The sequence below is a fragment of the Pseudomonas psychrophila HA-4 genome (assembly GCF_000282975.1).
Classification (GTDB): Bacteria; Pseudomonadota; Gammaproteobacteria; order Pseudomonadales; family Pseudomonadaceae; genus Aquipseudomonas; species Aquipseudomonas psychrophila_A.
On the sequence record NZ_ALJC01000126.1, the window covers coordinates 15785 to 36189 of the forward strand.

At 58.1% G+C, this 20405-nt stretch carries 20 protein-coding genes; 6 read left to right on the forward strand and 14 right to left on the reverse strand.

The window, feature by feature from the left end; all coding sequences use genetic code 11:
* Nucleotides 1–3: 3 nt before the first annotated feature.
* Genes B347_RS0121715 through B347_RS0121725 form a run of 3 tightly spaced genes read right to left on the reverse strand, consistent with a single transcriptional unit; the run spans nucleotide 4 to nucleotide 5221 of the window.
* Nucleotides 4–3066, reverse strand: a complete 3063-nt coding sequence (locus tag B347_RS0121715; protein WP_019411803.1) for an efflux RND transporter permease subunit — start codon at nucleotides 3064–3066, stop codon at nucleotides 4–6.
* On the reverse strand, nucleotides 3063–4133 hold the full coding sequence (locus B347_RS0121720) for an efflux RND transporter periplasmic adaptor subunit (protein WP_019411804.1): 1071 nt from the start codon (nucleotides 4131–4133) through the stop codon (nucleotides 3063–3065). Before B347_RS0121720 ends, B347_RS0121715 begins: the two co-directional genes overlap by 4 nt.
* On the reverse strand, nucleotides 4130–5221 hold the full coding sequence (locus tag B347_RS0121725; RefSeq protein WP_019411805.1) for an efflux RND transporter periplasmic adaptor subunit: 1092 nt from the start codon (nucleotides 5219–5221) through the stop codon (nucleotides 4130–4132). The genes B347_RS0121720 and B347_RS0121725 overlap by 4 nt, the downstream gene beginning before the upstream one ends.
* Nucleotides 5222–5337: 116 nt before the next feature.
* On the opposite strand from B347_RS0121725, the gene B347_RS0121730 reads away from it, so the two are divergent.
* The gene (locus B347_RS0121730) at nucleotides 5338–6498 is read left to right on the forward strand and encodes an AAA family ATPase (protein ID WP_019411806.1); all 1161 of its coding nucleotides are present in this window, start codon (nucleotides 5338–5340) and stop codon (nucleotides 6496–6498) included.
* Between the two features lie 2 nt (nucleotides 6499–6500).
* Here B347_RS0121730 and B347_RS25635 read toward each other — a convergent pair whose 3' ends face one another.
* The 4 genes from B347_RS25635 to B347_RS0121750 form a co-directional block, all read right to left on the reverse strand.
* Entirely contained in the window at nucleotides 6501–7487 is a 987-nt protein-coding gene (locus B347_RS25635; RefSeq protein ID WP_019411807.1) for an RHS repeat-associated core domain-containing protein, read from the reverse strand.
* 149 nt (nucleotides 7488–7636) lie between these two features.
* Nucleotides 7637–8419, reverse strand: a complete 783-nt coding sequence (locus B347_RS0121740) for a MetQ/NlpA family ABC transporter substrate-binding protein (protein ID WP_019411808.1) — start codon at nucleotides 8417–8419, stop codon at nucleotides 7637–7639.
* A 147-nt stretch (nucleotides 8420–8566) separates the two neighbouring features.
* Nucleotides 8567–9463, reverse strand: coding sequence for a sigma 54-interacting transcriptional regulator (locus B347_RS0121745; protein ID WP_019411809.1), 897 nt, complete (start codon nucleotides 9461–9463; stop codon nucleotides 8567–8569).
* Nucleotides 9464–9513: 50 nt separating this feature from the next.
* Nucleotides 9514–10095, reverse strand: a complete 582-nt coding sequence (locus B347_RS0121750) for an alpha/beta hydrolase (RefSeq protein ID WP_019411810.1) — start codon at nucleotides 10093–10095, stop codon at nucleotides 9514–9516.
* Between the two features lie 223 nt (nucleotides 10096–10318).
* Between B347_RS0121750 and B347_RS0121755 the strand changes: the two genes are divergently transcribed.
* A complete protein-coding gene (locus B347_RS0121755) occupies nucleotides 10319–10813 on the forward strand; it encodes a DUF962 domain-containing protein (RefSeq protein WP_019411811.1) in 495 nt (164 codons plus the stop codon).
* Between the two features lie 96 nt (nucleotides 10814–10909).
* On the forward strand, nucleotides 10910–11911 hold the full coding sequence (locus B347_RS26180) for an RHS repeat-associated core domain-containing protein (protein WP_019411812.1): 1002 nt from the start codon (nucleotides 10910–10912) through the stop codon (nucleotides 11909–11911).
* A gap of 26 nt (nucleotides 11912–11937) precedes the next feature.
* Here the strand turns inward: B347_RS26180 and B347_RS0121765 are convergent, their stop codons facing one another.
* Together B347_RS0121765 and B347_RS0121770 are read right to left on the reverse strand one after the other, a co-directional pair.
* On the reverse strand, nucleotides 11938–12585 hold the full coding sequence (locus tag B347_RS0121765) for an HAD family hydrolase (protein WP_019411813.1): 648 nt from the start codon (nucleotides 12583–12585) through the stop codon (nucleotides 11938–11940).
* 22 nt (nucleotides 12586–12607) lie between these two features.
* Nucleotides 12608–13156: a gamma carbonic anhydrase family protein gene (locus tag B347_RS0121770; protein WP_019411814.1), complete on the reverse strand. Its 549-nt coding sequence runs from the start codon at nucleotides 13154–13156 to the stop codon at nucleotides 12608–12610.
* Between the two features lie 75 nt (nucleotides 13157–13231).
* Between B347_RS0121770 and prlC the strand changes: the two genes are divergently transcribed.
* Together prlC and B347_RS0121780 are read left to right on the forward strand one after the other, a co-directional pair.
* Nucleotides 13232–15310, forward strand: a complete 2079-nt coding sequence (gene prlC / locus B347_RS0121775) for an oligopeptidase A (RefSeq protein WP_019411815.1) — start codon at nucleotides 13232–13234, stop codon at nucleotides 15308–15310.
* Nucleotides 15307–15585 (forward strand): YheV family putative zinc ribbon protein, encoded by a 279-nt coding sequence (locus B347_RS0121780; RefSeq protein ID WP_019411816.1) that lies wholly within the window; start codon nucleotides 15307–15309, stop codon nucleotides 15583–15585. Before prlC ends, B347_RS0121780 begins: the two co-directional genes overlap by 4 nt.
* An 82-nt stretch (nucleotides 15586–15667) precedes the next feature.
* On the opposite strand, the gene B347_RS0121785 is transcribed toward B347_RS0121780, so the two are convergent.
* The 5 genes from B347_RS0121785 to oscA form a co-directional block, all read right to left on the reverse strand.
* Nucleotides 15668–16648: a sulfate/molybdate ABC transporter ATP-binding protein gene (locus B347_RS0121785; RefSeq protein ID WP_019411817.1), complete on the reverse strand. Its 981-nt coding sequence runs from the start codon at nucleotides 16646–16648 to the stop codon at nucleotides 15668–15670.
* A gap of 3 nt (nucleotides 16649–16651) precedes the next feature.
* Entirely contained in the window at nucleotides 16652–17524 is an 873-nt protein-coding gene (gene cysW / locus B347_RS0121790; RefSeq protein ID WP_019411818.1) for a sulfate ABC transporter permease subunit CysW, read from the reverse strand.
* Nucleotides 17525–17537: 13 nt separating this feature from the next.
* A complete protein-coding gene (cysT, locus tag B347_RS0121795; RefSeq protein ID WP_019411819.1) occupies nucleotides 17538–18359 on the reverse strand; it encodes a sulfate ABC transporter permease subunit CysT in 822 nt (273 codons plus the stop codon).
* Nucleotides 18360–18449: 90 nt separating this feature from the next.
* Complete coding sequence (locus B347_RS0121800; RefSeq protein ID WP_019411820.1) at nucleotides 18450–19463, reverse strand: sulfate ABC transporter substrate-binding protein; 1014 nt, start codon at nucleotides 19461–19463, stop codon at nucleotides 18450–18452.
* Between the two features lie 64 nt (nucleotides 19464–19527).
* Entirely contained in the window at nucleotides 19528–19710 is a 183-nt protein-coding gene (oscA, locus tag B347_RS0121805) for a sulfur starvation response protein OscA (protein ID WP_019411821.1), read from the reverse strand.
* A 353-nt stretch (nucleotides 19711–20063) separates the two neighbouring features.
* Between oscA and B347_RS0121810 the strand changes: the two genes are divergently transcribed.
* Entirely contained in the window at nucleotides 20064–20333 is a 270-nt protein-coding gene (locus tag B347_RS0121810) for a TIGR02647 family protein (RefSeq protein WP_019411822.1), read from the forward strand.
* Nucleotides 20334–20405 lie beyond the last annotated feature (72 nt).

The window sequence follows — 20405 nt, forward strand, 5'->3', positions numbered from 1 at the left end:
CCGTCAGTGGATGGCCGGTGGTGGGTTTTTGTTCTCTTTGATTCTGTACCAGGCCACGTACAGCGCCGGCAAAAACAACAGCGTCAGTAGGGTGGCCGAGATGATGCCGCCGATCATGGCGTACGCCATCGGCCCCCAGAACACGTCACGCGCAATCGGGATCATGCCCAGACTGGCCGCTGCGGCGGTCAGCAGGATGGGCCGACGACGGTGATGCGTGGCCTGTACCACCGCGTGCCACGGGTCGAAGCCGTCGCGTTCGAACTGGTCGATTTGGGTCACCAGAATCACCGTGTTACGAATGATGATGCCGATCAGCGCCAGGATCCCCAGAATCGCGATAAAGCCCATCGGCGTGCCGGTGGGCACCAGCGCCAACACCACGCCAATCAGGCCCAGCGGCGCGACGCTGACCACGATGAACATTTTCTGCACGCTTTGCAGTTGGATCATCAAAAAAGTCGCCATCAAAAACAGCATCAACGGGATGACTTTGGCAATCGGGCCTTGGGCCTTGGCGCTTTGCTCCACGGTGCCGCCGGTTTCGACCTTATAGCCTTGAGGCAGCTTGGCGATAAAGTCATCGATGGTCGGTTTGAGCTCGTCCACCAGGTCAACCGCCTGAATGTTGCCGCGCACCGCAGCCTTGAGGGTCAAGGTCGGTATGCGGTCACGGCTCCAGACCAGCGGCTGCTCCAGCTCGTAACGCACCGAGGCAAACGCCAGCAACGGGATCGAGGTGCCGCTCGGTGTGGTGATTTGCAGGTTGAGCAGGGTCTCTGGCGTGTTGCGCTCGCTGCCATTGGCCCGGCCGACGATGTCGATCAAGTAGATGCTGTCTTTGACCTGGCTGACGGTGGCGCCGGTGACGATGCTGTTCATCACTTGCGCGACGTCTTCGGATGACAAGCCAAACTGGCGAGCCTTGTCCTGCGCGATGTCGACCCGCAGCACCTTGCCCGGTTCGTTCCAGTTGAACAGGGTTTCCCCCACGTTCGGGTTGGCGTCCAGCACGGTGGCCAGGTCGATGGCGTGTTTGCGCACCTGGTCGATGTTCGGGCCGCTCACCCGGTATTGCAGCGGTTGGCCCACGGGCGGGCCCAGTTCCAGGGTGTGCACGTAACTGCCGATGCCGACAAATTCTTCACGCAGGCGTTTGTTCAGGCGCTCCATCAATACGTCGCGGCTCTCAAGCCCGGTGCTGACGATCACCAACTGGGCGAAGAACGGGTTTTGCAGTTGCTGGTCCAGGGGCAGGTAGAAACGGATCGCGCCCTCGCCCACGTAGGTACTCCAGCGCACGATGTCCGGGTCGTCCTTGAGCGAGGCTTCAAAGCGTTGGGTGACTTTGAGGGTTTCCTGGATCGAGGCGTTTTGCGGCAGGTTCAAATCCACCAGGATTTCAGGGCGCTCAGAGGCCGGGAAGAACTGGTTTTGCACAAAGGTCATGCCCACCACCGAGGCCAGGAACATCGCTGCCGTGCCGCCGATGGTCCACCAACGATGGGTCATGCACCACAGCAGGCCGGTGTTGAAGGCCTGGGCCAGCCGTCCTGGTTTTTGAGGCTTGGGTTTAACCTTGGAGGGCAGTACGTGCACGCCCAGCACCGGGGCAAACAACACGGCCACCACCCAAGACACCAGCAGGGCGACGCCGATCACCGCGAACAGGGTGAAGGTGTACTCCCCCGCCGCGCTGTTATTGAGGCCAATCGGGACAAAGCCCGCCACCGTGACCAAGGTCCCGGTGAGCATCGGGAAGGCCGTGGAGTGGTAGGCAAATGTCGCGGCTTGCTGTTTGGTTTCGCCTAGCTCCAGCCGCGAGATCATCATCTCCACGGTGATCATCGCGTCGTCCACCAGCAGGCCCAGGGCGATGATCAGCGCGCCCAGCGACACACGTTGCATGGCGATGCCGGTGAACTCCATGAACACAAAGACCAGCGCCAGCACCAGCGGGATAGAGATCGCCACCACCATGCCTGCGCGCAGGCCCAGGCTGATAAAACTGACCGCCAAGACGATGATCACCGCCTCAAACAGCGCGCTGGTGAAGCCGTGCACGGCCACCTGAACCACCTCGGCCTGGTCAGAGACCATGTGCACGCCCACGCCCACCGGCAGTTGCGCGGTCAGTTCATTGATGCGCTGTTGCAGTTGCTGGCCGAATTCCTGAATGTTGCCGCCGGTGTTCATGGCCACGGCCAGGCCGATGGCCGGTTGGCCGTTGTAATGGAACATCGGCGCGGCCGGGTCGACATAGCCGCGGGTAATGTCGGCCACGTCCGCCAGTCGGTAGAAGCGGTTGTTGACCCGCAGGTTGACCGCCTCAAGGTCGGCCACGCTGTGGAACTGGCCGGAGGCGCGCACCGACATACGCTCAGGCCCGGCTTCAATGACGCCCGCCGGGGTCACGGCGTTTTGCTCTTGCAGGCTTTGCAGAATGTGCTGTTGATCGAGGCCCAGAGCGGCCAGTTTGCGGGTCGAGAAGTCGAGGTAGAAGGTTTCGGCCTGCTCGCCGATGGTCATCATCTTGCCGCGATTGGGGATGTCGCGGATCCCCAGGCGCACCTCTTCGACGTAGTCGCGCAACTGACGCATGCTGATGCCGTCGCCGGTAAAAGCGTAAATCGTGCCGTAGACATCACCGAACTCATCGTCGAACCCCGGGCCTTGGATGCCTTGAGGGAAGTCGCCGCGAATGTCGCCGATCTTTTTGCGCACCTCGTACCAGATATGCGGGATGAGCTCGGCCTTGGTGGTGTCTTTCAAAAACACAAACACCGTGGACTCGCCCGGCCGGGTGTAGCTCTGGACGTAGTCGAGAGTATCTAGCTCTTCGAGCTTTTTCTCGATGCGGTCGGTGATTTGCAGCATGGTGTCATCCACCGTGGCACCGGGCCATTTGGTCTGGATCACCATGGTTTTGATGGTAAAGCTGGGGTCTTCGGCGCGGCCCAGGTTGAAGTACGAAAAGAACCCGGCAAGCACCGCGACGAACATCAGGTACCACACGAATGACTGATGCTCGAGGGCCCACTCGGACAGGTTGAATTTCCCATTCATTGCGAGCTTTCCTTGTCGAGTCTGACTTTTTGTCCGGGTTTAAGGCTGTAGGTGCCCGCACTGACCACGGTGTCCCCGCTGCTGATGCCGCCCGAAAGCAACACGGTGTTGCCGTCACGCCGCCACACGGTCACCTCCCGGGTGTTGGCGGTGAGTGTTTGCGGGTCGACGACCCACACGCGGGTCTTGCCGTCGGTTTCTTGCAGGGCGGTGTGCGGCACTTGGAAGTGCTGGGTAATCGGGCTGCTGACGGTCACGCTGATGGAGCTGCCGAGGCGGAAGGCGGGCGGAGTCTGGTCGAGGGTCAACCGCACGCGGCGGGTGCGCGTAGCGCTGTCGGCCTGCGGCGCGATTTCGCGAATATGGGCGGTGGTGTTGACGTTCGGGTCGAGTTGACCAGCGACAAAAAACACCACGTCTTTGGGCAGCGCTTCGGCCAGCGTCGCGGGGAGGTCGATCACCGCTTCCTTGATTTCAGGGCGCGCCAAGGTAGTCACGGCTTCACCGACACTGACCACCTGACCGGCCTCGACCGCCCAATCGGTGATCACTGCGTCATGGTCTGCGCGCAGGTTGCAGTAACTGAGTTGGTCTTTGGCCTGATTGAGCGCGGCGACGGCCTGTTGCATCGACGCGTCAGTGGTTTTGAGGTCGGCTTGCGCCGCGTCGAGTTGCGCTTGTGCGCCTACGCCCTGATTGAACAGCTCTTGCTGACGGCGGGCATTGGCCTTGGCGTTGATTAATTGCGCTTGGACCTTGGCCAGATCGCCTTGGGCTGCGCGCACATTGTTCTGCTGATCGGTGGGGTCGAGGCTGGCTAAAATCTCGCCTTCTTTGACCATGGCCCCGACATCGTGAAGGCGCCGAACAATACGGCCCGGCACGCGAAAGCCCAAGGTGCTTTCGTAGCGGGCCTCAATGTTGCCGGCAAAGCGCCCCAGCTGTTGGGTCAGGTCGGGTTTGGCCACCACGTAGAGCACGGGCCTGACGGGTTGTTCAGGCGGCTTTTTTTCAGAGCAGCCCAGCAACAATACGGCCGCGAAGGGCGCTATCCATAGGCGGTTCATAACGCTATCCCCCCTTCTGGCGTGGGCGCTATCTCGACCTGCATGCCGGGGTGTAGCAATTGTCCGCCTGCGACCACAACGTTCTCTCCGTCCTTGAGGCCATCGTTGATGATCACGCTGCCGGTGAGGTAGCGCCCCACGGTCACGCGTTGTATCCGCACGCTGTTTTGACCGTCGACTACCCACACCGCAGGTTCCGAGACATCTTTGGTCAGGGCTGACCATGGCAGCTCAACGCTGGGACGAGGCGCGGGGCTCAGGTTGACGGTCACAATCGAGCCTAAATCCATGCCCTTGGGCAAGGTGTCCAGTTGCACCTTGATTTGTAGCGTGCCGCTTTGCGCTGCCACGGTCGGGGTGATCTCGCGGATCTGGCCCTTGACCTTGATGGTCGGGTCGCTCAGTAACGTGACTTGCACGGTCGGGTCTTTGGGCGGCTCAATAAACAGCGACTCGTACACGTTAAATACCGCGTCGCGGGCGCCCTCACGGGCCAGGGTAAAAATCGGCATGGTGGCTTGCACCACTTGGCCGACCTCGGCCTGGCGCGCGGTGATGACGCCTGGCGCTTCGGCGACAAGGTTGCTGTAACTCAGTTGCTCGCGGGCATTGGCCAATTGCGCCTGTGCGGCGGTCAGGGCGCTTTGGGCGCTAAGTTGCGCGGCGTTGGCGGCATCGTATTCGCTTTGGCTGGTGTAGCCTTTTGGCAGCAGTTTTTGCTGACGAATAAATGCAGCGCGTGTTTGCACCACTTGCGCCTGCTGCGCATAAACGCTCGCCTGCGCGGTTTGGACCTGGATTTTCAGGTCTTTGGGATCAAGACGGGCCAACACTTTATTGGCCTGGATGTGATCGCCCACATCGACCTTACGCTCGATAATCTTGCCGCCCACGCGGAATGAAAGCTGCGTTTCGACCCGTGCCTGAATATCGCCGCTGAGTTGAATGGGAGGTGCAAATTCGCGCGTGCTCACCTGCTGCACATAGACCCGTGGGGACAAAGGCTCTTTGGGGCCTTCTTTGCCACAAGCGGTCAGGAGCGCCAAAAGGCTTAAGCCCCAAACACACTTGATTCGTTGACCAGCCATGCAGACTCCTTTGCGCGATGCCGATTTACGGGACGATACGACACATAGCGTAGAACAGGGTTCAGACTTTGTGGGACTCTGTGCACGCCTTTCCCGCACTGTTTTGAGGTCACCCTATGCTCACCACTCTGGCGGTGGCCAATTATCGTTCCATCAACCAGTTGATCGTCCCGTTGGCCCGGCTCAATTTGATTACCGGCCCAAATGGCAGCGGTAAATCCAATCTGTACCGAGCACTGCGTTTACTGGCCGAGACGGCTCAGGGCGGGGTGGTCAATGCGCTGGCGCGTGAAGGCGGGTTGGAATCTACGTTCTGGGCGGGGCCCGAGGTGGTTTCGCGGCGCATGAAGTCAGGCGAGGTGGCCATCGAGGGCGGGCCGCGTAACAAGGTCAAGCGCTTGCGCATGGGCTTTGCGGGCGAAGACTTCAGCTACGCCATCGCCTTGGGGGTGTCGCCACCTGAGCGTTCAGCGTTTACCCTCGACCCGCAAATCAAGCATGAAAGCATTTGGGTTGGCCCCAGCTACCGCCCGGCCAGTGAGCTGGTGGAGCGTAATGGCCCGATGATTCGTGCCCGTACTGAGCGCAGTTGGCAGGTGCTGGCGCAACACACGCCGATGTTCGACAGCTTGTTCGATCAAGTCGGCAGCCTGCAGGCCTCGCCCGAAGTGCTGCGGCTGCGGGAGTCGATTCGCGGTTGGCGCTTTTATGATCACTTTCGCACCGACCCTGATGCGCCGGTCCGTCAGCCGCAACTGGGCACGCGCACGCCGGTGCTGCACCACGATGGCCGTGACCTCGCGGCGGCCCTGCAAACCATCCTCGAAATGGGCGACCCGCAAGCCCTGCACAGCGCCATCAGTGACGCCTTCCCCGGCGCGCGGCTGAAGATCAATGCGTTGCCCGGAGGGCGTTTTGCTGTCGAGTTCTATCAAGAGGGTTTGTTGCGGCCATTGTCGGCGGCGGAGCTGTCAGACGGCACCTTGCGTTACTTGCTGCTGGTGGCCGCCCTGCTCACGCCGCGCCCGCCGACGCTGATGGTGCTCAACGAGCCCGAGACTAGCCTGCACCCCGACCTGCTGCCCGCGCTGGCGCGGTTGATTATTCGCACCTCGCATCATTCCCAAGTGTGGGTGGTGTCCCACGCCCGGCGGCTGATTGCCGCCTTGCAGCAAGACCCGGAGTGCAACTGCATCGTGCTGGAAAAAAATCTTGGTCAGACCGAGGTCGTGGGGCAAAGAATGCTGGATCAACCGGCTTGGCATTGGGCGGATTGAGATCATCCTTTTCGAATGTCCGCTACCTGGTTGCTATCCCTCATGCTTTCGGATGATTGAGATGAAGTCGTTCTTGATAGCGTGCTTGATTGAGGCGTTATCGATGATGCAGAGCTATCAATAATAATTTCCTCGAGAGGACGGCTGGGGACAGCCGCAACCGGTGCCTTTTTTATGCCCCACGTGAAGGGGCCCTTTTTCAGGCGATGAAGGGCGGCTCCTACTGCGCCTCCTGAAACGGCTATACCGCTGAGGACTGTGGCAGTTACCAGTAATTGGGTCGGCACACTGTTTGGGGCGTACTCAGCCAACGTTAAACGAGCGAGGGTCACGCCGCTTGCCCCGACAGTGCCGACGGTAGTTGCAACCTTGGTTGCCGCTCTAAAACTGATTTTTTTATTCCAGATTTTTTTCACAGCGCTCATGAATCCCATGCTGGGCTGCGTGCTCAGCAATGCACCCGCAAAACCAATGACGGCTGAAGCGAGAACCAGACTGAACTGCCCACTGGGATCGCTACGGTTCACCGGGTCGCCAGAGCAATACGCATAGGTATTGAGCCCACCTTTGCCAAACGGGCTTAACGTGTCGGGGCTGTTAAAGCGCATCAATACAGGGTTGTACGCGCGGCGACCGTTGCCTAGCAGATAGTGGCCGGTCAACGGATCGGGTGCTTCTCCGTTAAACCCTAATAGTCCCTGCTGCCCACCATGATGACCATAAGGGGTGTAAGCCCGCGGGTAGTGGTGTGCGCCGCTGAGGGAGTGCAAGACGCTGCGTTGCAGGTCGGTGCTCATCAACAGGGTTTCTGATGTGCGTTTTTCGGCCAGCAATAGGTCGCGGTGTTGGAAGACAGTCTGGCGATGTTCACCCTGGCGTATCGTGTTCAAGCGTTCATGTTGATAAAAACGCTGCATCGGCGGTTGGGCGTCGATTGTATCCGTTGTTAAGCGATCCAAAGGATCGTAGGCATAGCATTTAAGAGGCATGTGGGTTGGCTCTTTGCTGGATGTCCGCTCAGCTTTGCCGCAAACCATATCCTTGCCTACCTGTGAAACCTGCTAGGTAGTTTTGCCAATCAATAAAAAACGCCGACGCTTTACTAGCCGTCGGCGTTTTCAGTGAAGCGGGCGCTCAATCAGAACGCAGGCAGCACCGCACCTTTGTATTTCTGCTCGATAAACGCTTTCACTTCCGGGCTGGTCAGGGCTTTGGCCAGTTTCTGGATAGCCGGGCTGTCCTTGTTGTCTGGACGCGCCACCAGGAAGTTAACGTAAGGCGAATCAGCCCCTTCGATGATCAGCGCGTCGGTGGCTGGGTTCAGGCCCGCTTCCAGCGCGTAGTTGGTGTTGATCATGTCCAGGTCGACCTGATCCAGCACGCGTGGCAGCAGTGCGGATTCAAGTTCTTTGAATTTGAAGTTATGCGGGTTTTTAGCAATATCTTTTGGCGTGGACACGGCGTTGGTCGGGTCTTTCAGTTCGATCAAACCGGCCTTTTGCAGCAGGATCAACGCACGGCCGCTGTTGCTGCCTTCGTTAGGAATGGCGATGGTTGCGCCATCTTTAAGCTCAGACAGGTTTTTAACTTTTTTCGAGTAGCCGCCGAACGGTTCAACGTGAACACCGATCACTGTCTCCAGGTTGGTGCCTTTGCCTTTGTTAAAGCTTTCGAGGTACGGCAGGGTCTGGAAGTAGTTGGCGTCCAGACGTTTCTCTGCGACCTGTACGTTCGGCTGAACGTAATCGGTGAAGACTTTGATTTCCAGATCAACGCCTTCTTTGGCGAGGGTCGGTTTGATCAGCTCAAGGATTTCGGCGTGCGGAACCGGGGTCGCAGCGACCACCAGCTTTTCGTTAGCCTGTGCTAGGCCTGCCGTCAAAGCAGCCGCCAATGCGGTAAACAACAGAACCTTTTTCATGCAATGTCCTTAAGTAAATGACCGTTCAGATGACGGTTTTATTGGAAGTCGGAGCGGACAATACCCAACTTTTTTATTCCAGAACAATAATATTTTATTATCCGCTTAGATCGTTTGGTTATTAAATATCACGCCTACACGTGGGGGTTACGGCAGCAGGTTCTTCAGTGCTGCCAACTCCTGCGGCGTGGCGCCTTTTATAAACAGCTCAATCTGGCTCAGGCTGTCGGGCAGGTTTAAATGCTCGGGCTGTATCTCTTCGCCCGTGCTGACCAGCAGCGCAAAGTGAATCACGTTCTCCAGCTCACGGGTGTTGCCTGGCCAACTGTGGCGTTCCAGTACCCGTTGCGCGCTGTCACTGATAAACGGCACTGGCAGGTTAAGGCGCTGGCTGTAGATGCCCAAAAAGTATTCGGCCAGCGACAAAATATCGCCCACTCGTTCGCGCAAGGCTGGTAACGCCAATTGCCCCTCGCTGAGGTAGTGATACAGGCGCCCGTGGAATTTGCCCGCTTTTACAGCCTGCGCCAGATCGATGCTGGTGGCCGCCACCAGCCGCACATCCACCGGGCTTGGTTGATGGGCGCCGACTCGCGTGACTTCGTGGGTTTCGAGGGCCGCTAGGAGCTTGACCTGAATACCCAGCGGCAAATCACCGATTTCATCCAGGTATAAGGTGCCGCCATTGGCCGAGCCAAACCATCCGGCGCGGCTGCTGGCCGAACTGCTGTGGGCGCCAGGTGCGTAGCCGAACAGTTCGGCGTCGGCATAGGTCGGGCTAATCGCACCGCAATTAACCGATACAAACAAGCCGGGGCGGTCGCTGGCGCGATGAATGTGCCGGGCTAGCAGTTCTTTGCCGCTGCCGGTTTCGCCGCGAATCAGTACAGGCAAGGCACGCGGGGCGAGCAGTTGCAGGTCGTCACGTAATTGGCGCGAGCGCGGGTCAACAAACACCAGCGCTTTGGCGCGAATGCTCAGTGGGCTTTTTTCTGCGTCGGGAAAGGTCAGCAGTGGCTGACCAAAGGTTTCATGCTGACTCATGGCAGGCTCCCGCCCGCCGCCGATGGGTGGGCGCGGGCGTCACAAAAAATTCAGGCTCGGCGTAGAGCACCGTGCTCAATGCGGGTTTGCAGGCGATACAAAAAGGCGAACCCTTGCTCCCAGCGCTGATGGCCGGACTTGACGTTGATATGTCCGGCGCCGCTGAGAATGCCGACCTCGGCGCCCCATTGACGGGCGAACTGCATGGCGCGAGGCGCGCTGGCCGCTGCATCGTTGTCCGAACCGACGACGTGGCTCGGGAACGGCAGGGTTTGCGTCGGGATGGGTGCAAAGTTACGCAGCGCGGGAGCGCAGGTTGGGCGTTCAACATCGGCAGGGGCCACCAGCAAAGCACCGCGCACTTGGCTCAGCAAACTCGCGGGCGCGCGTTCGGCCCAATGCGCGACGGTGATGCAACCCAAGCTGTGGGCAATCAGAATGACCGGTGTGCTGTCGGCGGCAATCGCTTCAGCCAACGCAGCAATCCAGTCTTCGCGGCGGGGTGTCAGCCAGTCGGCTTGCTCCACCCGAGCACTGTTCGGCAAGCTGTTTTGCCAGTGGGTTTGCCAATGATCGTCAGACGATCCTTGCCAGCCCGGCACTATCAAATAGCGAATCGATTCGTTGCCCATGGGTGAATGCCTCCAGCGGTATGTGTGTTACCGAGTCAGTATAGGGACGGTTTTTAGATTCGCTAAGGAATAAGAAGCTATTTGTTAATAACCAAAAAATCATTCTTGTGCTGGGAGCTGTGACGTAGATACCGGGGGCTTCAAGAAAACGGGTTGCTGCGCATTCCTTCGCAGCCTTCGGCAGCGACTACAATCAGTGTGTTACTCATAACGAGCTTGCACCATGAAAAGCCTGGTCGACCATCTGAGCCAATACGCCGCTTACCACCGTGATAAGCGCAATATCGTCACTCACTTTGTGGGCATCCCGCTGATTGTGATTGCCGTGGCGGTGCTCTTATCGCGGCCGCAATGGGCGGGCATCTCGCCTGCCGTTTTAGTGATGATCGCCAGCGCGGTGTTTTACCTGCGCCTTGACGTGCGTCTGGGTGTATTGATGACCGTTTTACTCGGCTTGGTCGTATGGCTGGGGCACAGCTTGACGGCCTTGAGTACGAGCGCGTGGTTGAGCTGGGGGATTGGGCTGTTTGTGGTTGGCTGGGTGATTCAGTTTGTCGGGCATTACTACGAAGGGCGAAAGCCTGCGTTTATCGACGACGTGACCGGGCTGATCGTGGGGCCGTTGTTTGTGGTGGTGGAGCTGGGTTTTTTGCTGGGCTGGCGCGGCGATTTGCAGCGAGAGATAGAAGCGCGATTGAAATCGCCTGTGCATTGTTAGCTTTTCCTGAAAGCCACCCTAGCAGTTCTGCTAGTTATCTTGGGGGGAACATGGGCAGATAGTCACGAGACTGTTCTCGCTCAAGGGCCTAATGCCATGGCTGATCAAACACCACTCGCACTAAACACCTACCGCTACGACCCACTGGATCGCATCACCGCTGCCGCACAGGGCGCTAAAACGGTCTCTCAGCGGTTTTACAACCAGAAACGACTCGCCACTGACATTCAGGGCACGTCAACCCGTAGTGTGTTCGAGGCAGGGACTTCCGTGCTCGCGCTTCATCAAACCGACCTCAACAGCCGTGATACCCGCTTGCTAGGAACGAACGTTCAACGGTCGGTGCTGGGCGTGGTTGAGACATACACCACGCAAACTATTGCCTATACCCCTTACGGCAGTCATTCGGCTTCTGGGGCCATGCGCAGTGTGTTGGGTTTTAATGGTCAGCGCCCCGATCCTGTGACCGGGCACTACTTATTGGGTAACGGTGTACGGGCTTACAGCCCGATTTTGATGCGTTTTAACAGCCCTGATGTGTTGAGCCCGTTTGGGGAGGGAGGAATAAATACCTATGCTTATTGCGGGGGGGATCCTGTTAATTATGAGGATCCCTCGGGATATAGAGCTTTGAGTTTTTTACGCGCTCTGAACTTAGGGGACAGAACAGTAACGCCAGCGATAACCCGTTTTACAGAGGGGGTTGAGCAACAGTTGAGCGATCTTATGTATCGCAGAAGCCTTGAGGTTACGAGGCCTCTTCCTCGAGATCAGCCGGTAAGAGCATTACAACAGCGTCTCGCTCAAGTTAGGGCCGAAGCAGCGCGAGTGAACGCTGAAATTGCAGAGCTATCCCCTGTGGTAATACGGGGCACGGGGCAAGCCCCAGCAGCGCCACAAGTTTTACAAGGACTGGCTCAAGTACAAACATACAATCAACCGGGCCTTAATGCTGTCACGCAAGGGGTGAACGCTTTGGGTATAAACCCCGTTCCTGCACTCTCGAACCGTCCCCCTAGTAGATGGCATGTAGACACAAGCTATATTCGGAATGTCGCTGTCACCCGCCCATACAGAAGCAACTATGCAGGGTATTAACCTCTAACTGTTCACCCAGGCTGTTGTCAGTTCTTAAACGCTTGGTGCAACTGAACTAACGTCTCAAAGTGGTACGCGGGCGTGTGCGAGTTCAGCTCTTCAAAGCTGCCAAAGCCATAGCCCACGGCCGCGGCGTCCAGGCCGTTCTGGCGGGCGCCGATGAGGTCGTGTTTGCGGTCGCCGATCATCAGGGTCTGCGCCGGGTCTAAACCTTGCTCTGCCATCAGGTGAGCAATCAGCTCGATTTTGTTGGTGCGCGTGCCGTCCAGTTCGCTGCCGTAAATCACGTTAAAGTGCTTGGCGAAATCAAAATGCCGGGCGATTTCACGGGCGTAAATCTGCGGTTTTGAGGTGGCGATATACAGCTGGCGCCCCTGCCCGACCAGTTCTTCAAGCAGCGGCGTAACGCCGTCGAACACGTGGTTCTCGTACAAGCCGGTCACCGAAAAACGCTCGCGGTAATAACCGACGGCTTCCCAGGCCTGGGCTTCGCTGAACGAATAGAACTCCATAAAGGCTTGCAACAAGGGCGGGCCGATGAAGTGTTCCAGTTTGCTCAGGTCAGGTTCATCGATGCCCATTTTGCTCAGGCCGTACTGGATTGAGCGGGTGATGCCTTCGCGCGGGTCGGTGAGGGTGCCGTCGAGGTCGAACAATACGTTTTGGTAATGCATGCAAGGCTCCAAAAAAGTCAGCTTAAACGGGCTGGTCGTAGCCTTCGGCCACGTGCTGGTCTTTGAGTTTTACGTAGTTGCCAGCGCTGTAGGTGAAAAAGGCTTTCTCTTTTTCAGTCAGTTCACGCACTTGTTTGACCGGGCTACCCACATACAGAAAACCGCTGACCAGACGCTTGCCCGGTGGCACCAGGCTGCCTGCGCCGACGATCACGTCGTCTTCAATCACGGCGCCATCCATCACGATGCTGCCCATGCCGATCAAAATGCGACTGCCTACGTTGCAGCCATGCAACATGACTTTGTGGGCGATGGTTACGTCATCGCCGATCAGCAGCGGGAAACCCTCGGGGTTGAATGGCCCCGCGTGGGTGATGTGCAGTACGCAGCCGTCTTGCACGCTGGTCCGCTCCCCGATGCGGATGCGGTGCATATCGCCGCGAATCACGGTCAATGGCCAAATCGAGCTGTCGGCCCCGATCTCGACATCGCCAATCACGACCGCCGAACGATCGACAAAGGCGCGCGCGCCCAATAAGGGTGTGTGCTGCTGGAACGGACGGATGGACACAAATAGCTTCCTTCTTTAGCAGTAATAGGGCGTTACAGGGCTGCGGTGACTGACGATTGTAATTAAGATGGGCCAATGTTTCTTCCAGCCAAGGTGCCAAACGTGAGCGAGAACAACCCTCTATTGCAGCCCTACGACCTGCCGCCGTTCTCGGCGATCCGTCCTGAGCACGTACAGCCGGCCATCGAGCAGATCCTCGCGGATAACCGCGCTGGCATTCAAAAGATCCTCGCAGACCAAGGCCAGAACCCGACATGGGCCGGTCTGGTGCTGGCGATGGATGAGTTGAACGACCGTCTGGGCGCGGCTTGGAGCCCGGTCAGCCACCTTAACGCCGTGTGCAACAGCAGCGAACTGCGTGATGCCTACGAGGCGTGCTTGCCTGCGTTGAGCGCCTACTCTACTGAGATGGGCCAAAACCGCGAGCTGTTCCAAGCTTTCGAAGCCTTGGCGCACAGCCCGCAGGTGGCTGACTTTGACCAGGCGCAAAAAACCATTCTTGAGCACTCGCTGCGCGATTTCCGTTTGTCGGGTATCGATCTGCCAGAAGCTGAGCAGAAGCGCTACGCCGAGGTGCAGAGCAAGCTCTCAGAGCTGGGCAGCAAATTCTCTAACCAGTTGCTCGACGCGACCCAGGCCTGGACCAAGCACATTACCGACGAGGGCGCGCTGGCGGGCCTGACCGACTCGGCCAAGGCGCAAATGGCCGCCGCCGCACAGGCTAAAGGTCTGGATGGCTGGTTGATCTCGCTTGAATTCCCAAGCTACTACCCGGTGATGACCTACGCCGAAGACCGCGCCCTGCGCGAAGAAGTCTACGCCGCGTACTGCACCCGTGCGTCGGATCAAGGCCCCAATGCCGGTAAGTTTGATAACGGCCCGGTGATGGAGCAAATCCTCGATCTGCGCCAAGAGCTTGCACAACTCCTAGGTTTCGGCAGCTTTGCCGAGCTGAGCCTGGCCACCAAAATGGCTGAAACCCCGGATCAGGTGCTGACCTTCTTGCGTGACTTGGCCAAGCGCACTAAGCCGTTCGCGGCCCGCGACCTTGAGCAACTGCAAGCCTATGCCAGCGAGCAAGGCTGCCCGGAGCTGAAAAGCTGGGACACCGGTTTCTTCGGCGAGAAGCTTCGCGAACAGCGTTACAGCGTGTCTCAAGAAGCTTTGCGTGCCTACTTCCCGATCGACACCGTGCTGGAGGGCTTGTTCGCCATCGTGCATCGGCTGTACGGCATCGAGATTGCTGAAATCAAAGGCTTTGACACCTGGCACCCGGATGTTCGCCTGTTCGAAATCAAAGAAAACGGTCAACACATCGGGCGCTTCTTCTTTGACCTGTATGCCCGTGCTAACAAGCGTGGTGGTGCTTGGATGGACGGCGCTCGCGACCGTCGCCGTACAGCGTCTGGCGTGTTGCAGAGCCCGGTGGCTAACCTGGTGTGCAACTTCACCCCGGCCGTATCGGGCAAGCCTGCGCTGCTGACCCACGACGAAGTGACGACCCTGTTCCACGAATTTGGCCATGGCCTGCACCACATGCTGACTGAAATCGAACACGCAGGCGTGTCCGGTATTAACGGCGTGGCATGGGATGCGGTCGAGTTGCCAAGCCAGTTCATGGAAAACTGGTGCTGGGAGCCTGAAGGCCTGGCGCTGATTTCCAGTCACTACGAAACCGGCGAAGCACTGCCTAAAGACCTGCTGGATAAAATGCTGGCAGCCAAGAACTTCCAGTCCGGGCTGATGATGGTTCGCCAGCTGGAGTTCTCGCTGTTTGACTTCGAACTGCACGCCACCCACGGCGATGGCCGCAGTGTGGCGCGGGTGCTGGACCGCATTCGTGACGAAGTGTCCGTGATGCGTCCACCGGCCTACAACCGCTTCCCGAATAGCTTCGCGCACATTTTTGCGGGCGGTTACGCAGCGGGTTACTACAGCTACAAATGGGCTGAAGTGCTGTCGGCGGATGCCTTCTCGCGCTTCGAAGAAGAAGGCGTATTCAACCCACAAACCGGCAAGGCATTCCGACAGGCGATTCTGGCGCGGGGTGGCTCGTTGGCACCGATGGAACTGTTCAAGGACTTCCGTGGCCGGGAGCCGTCAATTGACGCGCTGCTGCGTCACAGCGGCCTGACCGAGGACGCGGCAGCATGAGTGATGCACCCGTAAACGTGACAAAAAAACGCTTTATCGCCGGGGCTGTTTGCCCGGCGTGCAGCGAGCCAGACAAGTTGATGATGTGGAACGAAGACGACGTGCCGCACCGCGAATGCGTGGCGTGTGGCTACTCTGACACGCTGAATGAGCAAGGCCTGTCGGTGCCCAAGGAATTGGGTACGCGGGTGAATACGTCGGCGTTGAAAAAAGCCCCGGACCCGAAAGTCCAGGCGGTGCAGTTCTTTCCAAATCCGAAGCTGAAAAAGCCTTAAAGCCTTACGAAAACCCTGTAGTCGCTGACGAAGCATGAGGCTGCGATGCAAACCGCATCGCAGCCTTCTGGTGAGGGCGTTTTTACGCCTTCTGCCACACCTTCGGTTTAAAGAACAACGTCTCGCCACGGGCCAGTTCGGTCAGGCTGTCGTGGTCTTTGACCACTTCCACTTCGATCAGCTCGCTTTGACCTTCTACTTTCAACGTGATGCGGGTGGTCGCTCCCAGTGGGCGGATGTCACGCACTTGTGCTGCGTGGTGGTCTTCGATTTCGTGACGCGACAACGACACTTCGTGCGGACGGAACAGCACGTGCTGGTCTTCGCCGATGTGCAGGCGGTTGGAGTCGCCCAGGAAGTGGTACACGAAATCGCTGGCCGGGTTTTCGTAGACTTCCCCCGGCGAACCAATTTGCTCGATCACGCCTTTGTTCATGACCACGATACGGTCAGCGACTTCCATCGCCTCTTCTTGGTCGTGCGTCACAAAAACTGAGGTCAGGTTGATGTCTTCGTGCAGGCGTGCAAGCCAGCGACGCAGTTCTTTACGCACCTTGGCGTCGAGGGCGCCGAACGGTTCGTCGAGCAGCAGCACTTTGGGCTCGACCGCCAAGGCGCGAGCCAAGGCGATACGCTGGCGCTGACCGCCAGAGAGCTGCTCGGGGTAGCGGTCGGAGAGCCAGTCCAGTTGCACCATGTTCAGCAGTTCGTGGACTTTTTCGGCGATGCGGGTTTCGTTCGGGCGCTCGCCCTTAGGCTTCATGCGCAGGCCGAAAGCCACGTTGTCGAACACCGTCATGTGACGGAACAGCGCGTAATGCTGGAACACAAAGCCGACGTTGCGATCACGCACGTCATGCCCCGAGACGTCTTCACCGTGGAACACGATGTTGCCCTGATCGGGAGTCTCAAGGCCTGCGATGATGCGTAGCAACGTGGTTTTGCCACAGCCCGACGGGCCGAGCAGGGCCACCAGTTCGCCGCTTTGGATGTCCAGGTGGATGCTGTTCAGTGCCTTGAAGGCGTTGAAGTTCTTACTGACGTTACGGACTTCGATCGACATGGTTTATTCCTCCGCGGCGCTGGCGCGCAGGCGGTTAATACGGGATTCGCTCCACTGCTTGAGCAGCAAGATGAAGAGCGCCAGGATCAGCAACAGGGTGGCCACAGCGAAGGCGGCGACGTGGTTGTATTCGTTGTAGAGGATCTCGACGTGCAGCGGCAGGGTGTTGGTCACCCCGCGAATGTGCCCGGAAACCACCGACACCGCGCCAAATTCGCCCATCGCCCGCGCCGTACACAACACGACGCCGTAGATCAGGCCCCATTTGATGTTGGGCACGGTCACGTGCCAGAACATCTGCCAACCGTTGGCGCCCAGCAGGCGTGCGGCTTCTTCTTCCTGGGTGCCCTGCTCTTGCATCAGCGGGATCAGTTCACGGGCCACGAAGGGCACGGTGACGAAGATGGTGGCCAGCACAATACCCGGCAAGGCGAAGACGATTTGGATGTCGTGGTCTTGCAGCCATTCGCCGAAGAAGCCTTGCGCGCCGAACATCAGCACGTAGACCAGACCGGCGATGACGGGCGAGACCGAAAACGGCAGGTCGATCAGGGTGACCAAGATACTTTTGCCGCGAAAGCTGTATTTGCTCACGCACCATGCGGCGCTGACGCCGAACAGCAGGTTGAGCGGCACCGAAATGACCACGGCGATGATGGTCAGCTTGAGTGCCGACAAGGCATCAGGCTCAAGAATCGCGTCAAAAAATGCACCGAAACCGAGCTTCAGCCCCTGCGACACGACGATCAGCAGCGGCAGCAGCAGGAAGACAATAAAGAACAGCCAACCGAGCACGATGAGCGTCCGGCGTGAGCCGGGGCTGCCACGGCGGGCGGCGTTGGCGGCGGATGCCGCGCTTACTGTTGAACTGGACATGCGCTGGCCTCCTTCAGGATGGGGTTTCTATGCGGCGCTGAATCAAGTTAATGATCAGCAGCAAAATGAAGGAAACCACCAGCATCATCACGCCAATGGCGGTCGCGCCGGTGTAGTCGTACTGGTCGAGCTTGACCATGATCAGCAGCGGCAAAATCTCGGTTTTCATCGGCATGTTACCGGCGATGAAAATCACCGAGCCGTACTCGCCAACCCCACGGGCGAAGGCCAGTGCAAAACCCGTCAACCAGGCGGGCAGCAAGGCCGGCACCAAGATGTAGCGGAACACTTGAAGGGGTTTGGCGCCTAGGCAGGCCGCGGCTTCTTCGACTTCACGCGGGATGTCCGCCAATACCGGCTGCACGGTACGCACCACGAACGGCAGCGTGACAAACGTCAGCGCCAGGGTGATACCCATCGGGGTATAAGCGATTTTGAAACCCAGGTCGGTGGCGAATTGGCCGATCCAGCCATTAGGGGCGTACAGCGCGGTCAGTGCGATACCGGCCACGGCGGTGGGCAGGGCAAACGGCAGGTCGATCATCGCGTCGATGACCTTGCGACCGGGGAAGGTGTAGCGCACCAAGACCCAAGCCAAGACGGTGCCGATCACGCCATTGATAATGGCGGCGACGAAAGCGGTACCAAAGCTAAGCTGGAGCGCCGCCAACACCCGAGGGGCGGTGATGATGGCCCAGAATTGGTCCCAAGTGAGTTGGGCGGCATGCACGAACATGGCTGCCAGCGGTATAAGCACGATGAGGCTGAGGTACACCAAGGTGTAGCCCAGCGTCAGCCCGAAGCCGGGTATGACGGGGGAGATACGACGTGACATATGAGTCCTTGGTTAACGCACGAAGCCCGCAACTCAGTCGCGGGCTCAATGTTCTAGCTTTAAGCGCGACGTTACATCGCGCCCCACAGGTTACTGCCCCTGGTAGATCTGGTCGAACACGCCGCCGTCATTGAAAAATTTCGGCTGCGCAGTTTTCCAGCCGCCGAAGTCTTTGTCGATAGTCACAAGATCCAGCTTCGGAAATTGTTTGGCGTATTTGGCTGCAACATCCTTGTCGCGAGGGCGGTAGAAATTCTTGGCTGCGATCTCCTGACCTGCCGGGCTGTACAGGTGTTCGAGGTACGCCTTGGCGATCTCGGCGTTGCCTTTTTTCTCGGCGTTTTTGTCGACTACGGCTACCGGTGGCTCAGCCAGAATCGACAGCGAAGGTACGACGATCTCAAATTTGTCAGCACCGCCGTCTTCTTTCAGTGCCAAGAACGCTTCGTTTTCCCAGGCCAGTAATACGTCACCTTGACCGTTGTTGACGAAGGTGATGGTCGAACCGCGTGCACCGGTGTCCAGCACCGGAACGTGTTTGAACAACTCTTTTACGTACGCTTTGGCTTTGGTTTCGTCGCCGCCGTTGGCTTTTAGGCCGTAGGCGTAAGCGGCAAGGAAGTTCCAGCGAGCGCCGCCGCTGGTTTTTGGATTCGGGGTAATCACCGAAACGTCATTCTTAACCAGGTCGCCCCAGTCCTTGATGCCTTTAGGGTTGCCTTTGCGCACCAGGAACACGATGGTCGAGGTGTATGGCGTGCTTGAGTCTGGAAGCCGGGTTTGCCAGTTTTCCGGCAGCGAGCCTTTGTTCAGTTTGGCGATTTCGTCGATGTCACCGGCCAAGGCCAGGGTCACGACATCTGCGCGCAAACCATCGATCACGCCGCGAGCCTGTTTGCCCGAGCCGCCGTGAGATTGCTGAATTTTGACGTTGTCACCCGGGTGGCTTTGTTTCCAGAAGTTGGTGAACTCGGCGTTGTAATCCTGGTACAGCTCACGGGTCGGATCGTAGGAAACGTTGAGTAGTTCGTAATCTTTGGCTACAGCGGAGCCAGCAAAAATGGCACTGGCCAGCGCGGCCAAAGCGTAACGGCGTAGGGACATAGGTGAGGCTCCAAAACGTTTCTAGTTTTTATGGGCGCACCCAGGCGAGTGCGCTTTACACGAATCAGTTATTTTTTTGGCTTGGGTTCTGTAGCCGGAATTTTTCTTTACGTTCGATCTGAACCACTTGTGCGTTGTGCACCGTGATTTCCACAGCACCAAAGCGCAGGTCTCGGAGCGCGCTCTGGATTTCCCGCAGAATGGTGGCTTCGTCCTGACCGTCAACGCTACGCAGAGATGCGCTCATGGTGTGCTCCTGAAAATATTGGGTGCCGACTGAGGTGCTGGCCTGGGGGTCATAGTAGTCAGGCGCGATTATTCTTAAAAATACTATTTAAGAATGTTTATATAACTGAAAGCGCGGTTGCCGGAGGTCGTGCGTAGTCGCAGCCTTCGTTCCTCGTCAGCGACTACAGGTGTTCATTTGTTCGCGCGCGTAATTTAAGACTGCAGCTACACTCCAATTGCCTCGTCAGAGCAATAGCGCGGGGCAGGCACGACAGGCTGCTTTGCCAAGTTAGGAACTGTCACTGGACAGTTGGTGCGAGTGAGATCACCTTAGAGCAGTTGTCGTCTTTTCCTGCATAGTCTGGAGTTTTTATGTCGTTTACCCCTGAGTTGGTTGCCGAACTGGAAGTCCTTGCACTGTTTGACTTGGAAAGTACTCTTGAGGGCCTGAAGATTCATCAAACTGCCGATCCAGCACTGGTTGCGGCAGCACAGCGTTTGTATGACAAGGACCTGATCAATCAGCCCGATGGCGGTTACCTGACAAGCCTGGGCCGTGATGCGGCTGAGCATGTTCAAGGGTTGCTGTTGATTTTGAATTCAGAGTCCAAGTTGGGTGAAAAACTGGCCGAGTTTGCCTGATACCACGCCTCGCCCACGGAATCTCATCGTTAAATGATTCCGCGGGCACCCTCTTTACCTCGCTAAATGTTC

Bases quoted from the DNA above. Each gene is read 5' to 3' on its own strand.
- B347_RS0121715 (WP_019411803.1), bottom strand. From the start codon at position 3,066: ATGAATGGGAAATTCAACCTGTCCGAGTGGGCCCTCGAGCATCAGTCA.
- B347_RS0121720 (WP_019411804.1), bottom strand. From the start codon at position 4,133: ATGAACCGCCTATGGATAGCGCCCTTCGCGGCCGTATTGTTGCTGGGC.
- B347_RS0121725 (WP_019411805.1), bottom strand. From the start codon at position 5,221: ATGGCTGGTCAACGAATCAAGTGTGTTTGGGGCTTAAGCCTTTTGGCG.
- B347_RS0121730 (WP_019411806.1), top strand. From the start codon at position 5,338: ATGCTCACCACTCTGGCGGTGGCCAATTATCGTTCCATCAACCAGTTG.
- B347_RS25635 (WP_019411807.1), bottom strand. From the start codon at position 7,487: ATGCCTCTTAAATGCTATGCCTACGATCCTTTGGATCGCTTAACAACG.
- B347_RS0121740 (WP_019411808.1), bottom strand. From the start codon at position 8,419: ATGAAAAAGGTTCTGTTGTTTACCGCATTGGCGGCTGCTTTGACGGCA.
- B347_RS0121745 (WP_019411809.1), bottom strand. From the start codon at position 9,463: ATGAGTCAGCATGAAACCTTTGGTCAGCCACTGCTGACCTTTCCCGAC.
- B347_RS0121750 (WP_019411810.1), bottom strand. From the start codon at position 10,095: ATGGGCAACGAATCGATTCGCTATTTGATAGTGCCGGGCTGGCAAGGA.
- B347_RS0121755 (WP_019411811.1), top strand. From the start codon at position 10,319: ATGAAAAGCCTGGTCGACCATCTGAGCCAATACGCCGCTTACCACCGT.
- B347_RS26180 (WP_019411812.1), top strand. From the start codon at position 10,910: ATGGCTGATCAAACACCACTCGCACTAAACACCTACCGCTACGACCCA.
- B347_RS0121765 (WP_019411813.1), bottom strand. From the start codon at position 12,585: ATGCATTACCAAAACGTATTGTTCGACCTCGACGGCACCCTCACCGAC.
- prlC (WP_019411815.1), top strand. From the start codon at position 13,232: ATGTTTCTTCCAGCCAAGGTGCCAAACGTGAGCGAGAACAACCCTCTA.
- B347_RS0121780 (WP_019411816.1), top strand. From the start codon at position 15,307: ATGAGTGATGCACCCGTAAACGTGACAAAAAAACGCTTTATCGCCGGG.
- B347_RS0121785 (WP_019411817.1), bottom strand. From the start codon at position 16,648: ATGTCGATCGAAGTCCGTAACGTCAGTAAGAACTTCAACGCCTTCAAG.
- cysW (WP_019411818.1), bottom strand. From the start codon at position 17,524: ATGTCCAGTTCAACAGTAAGCGCGGCATCCGCCGCCAACGCCGCCCGC.
- cysT (WP_019411819.1), bottom strand. From the start codon at position 18,359: ATGTCACGTCGTATCTCCCCCGTCATACCCGGCTTCGGGCTGACGCTG.
- B347_RS0121800 (WP_019411820.1), bottom strand. From the start codon at position 19,463: ATGTCCCTACGCCGTTACGCTTTGGCCGCGCTGGCCAGTGCCATTTTT.
- oscA (WP_019411821.1), bottom strand. From the start codon at position 19,710: ATGAGCGCATCTCTGCGTAGCGTTGACGGTCAGGACGAAGCCACCATT.
- B347_RS0121810 (WP_019411822.1), top strand. From the start codon at position 20,064: ATGTCGTTTACCCCTGAGTTGGTTGCCGAACTGGAAGTCCTTGCACTG.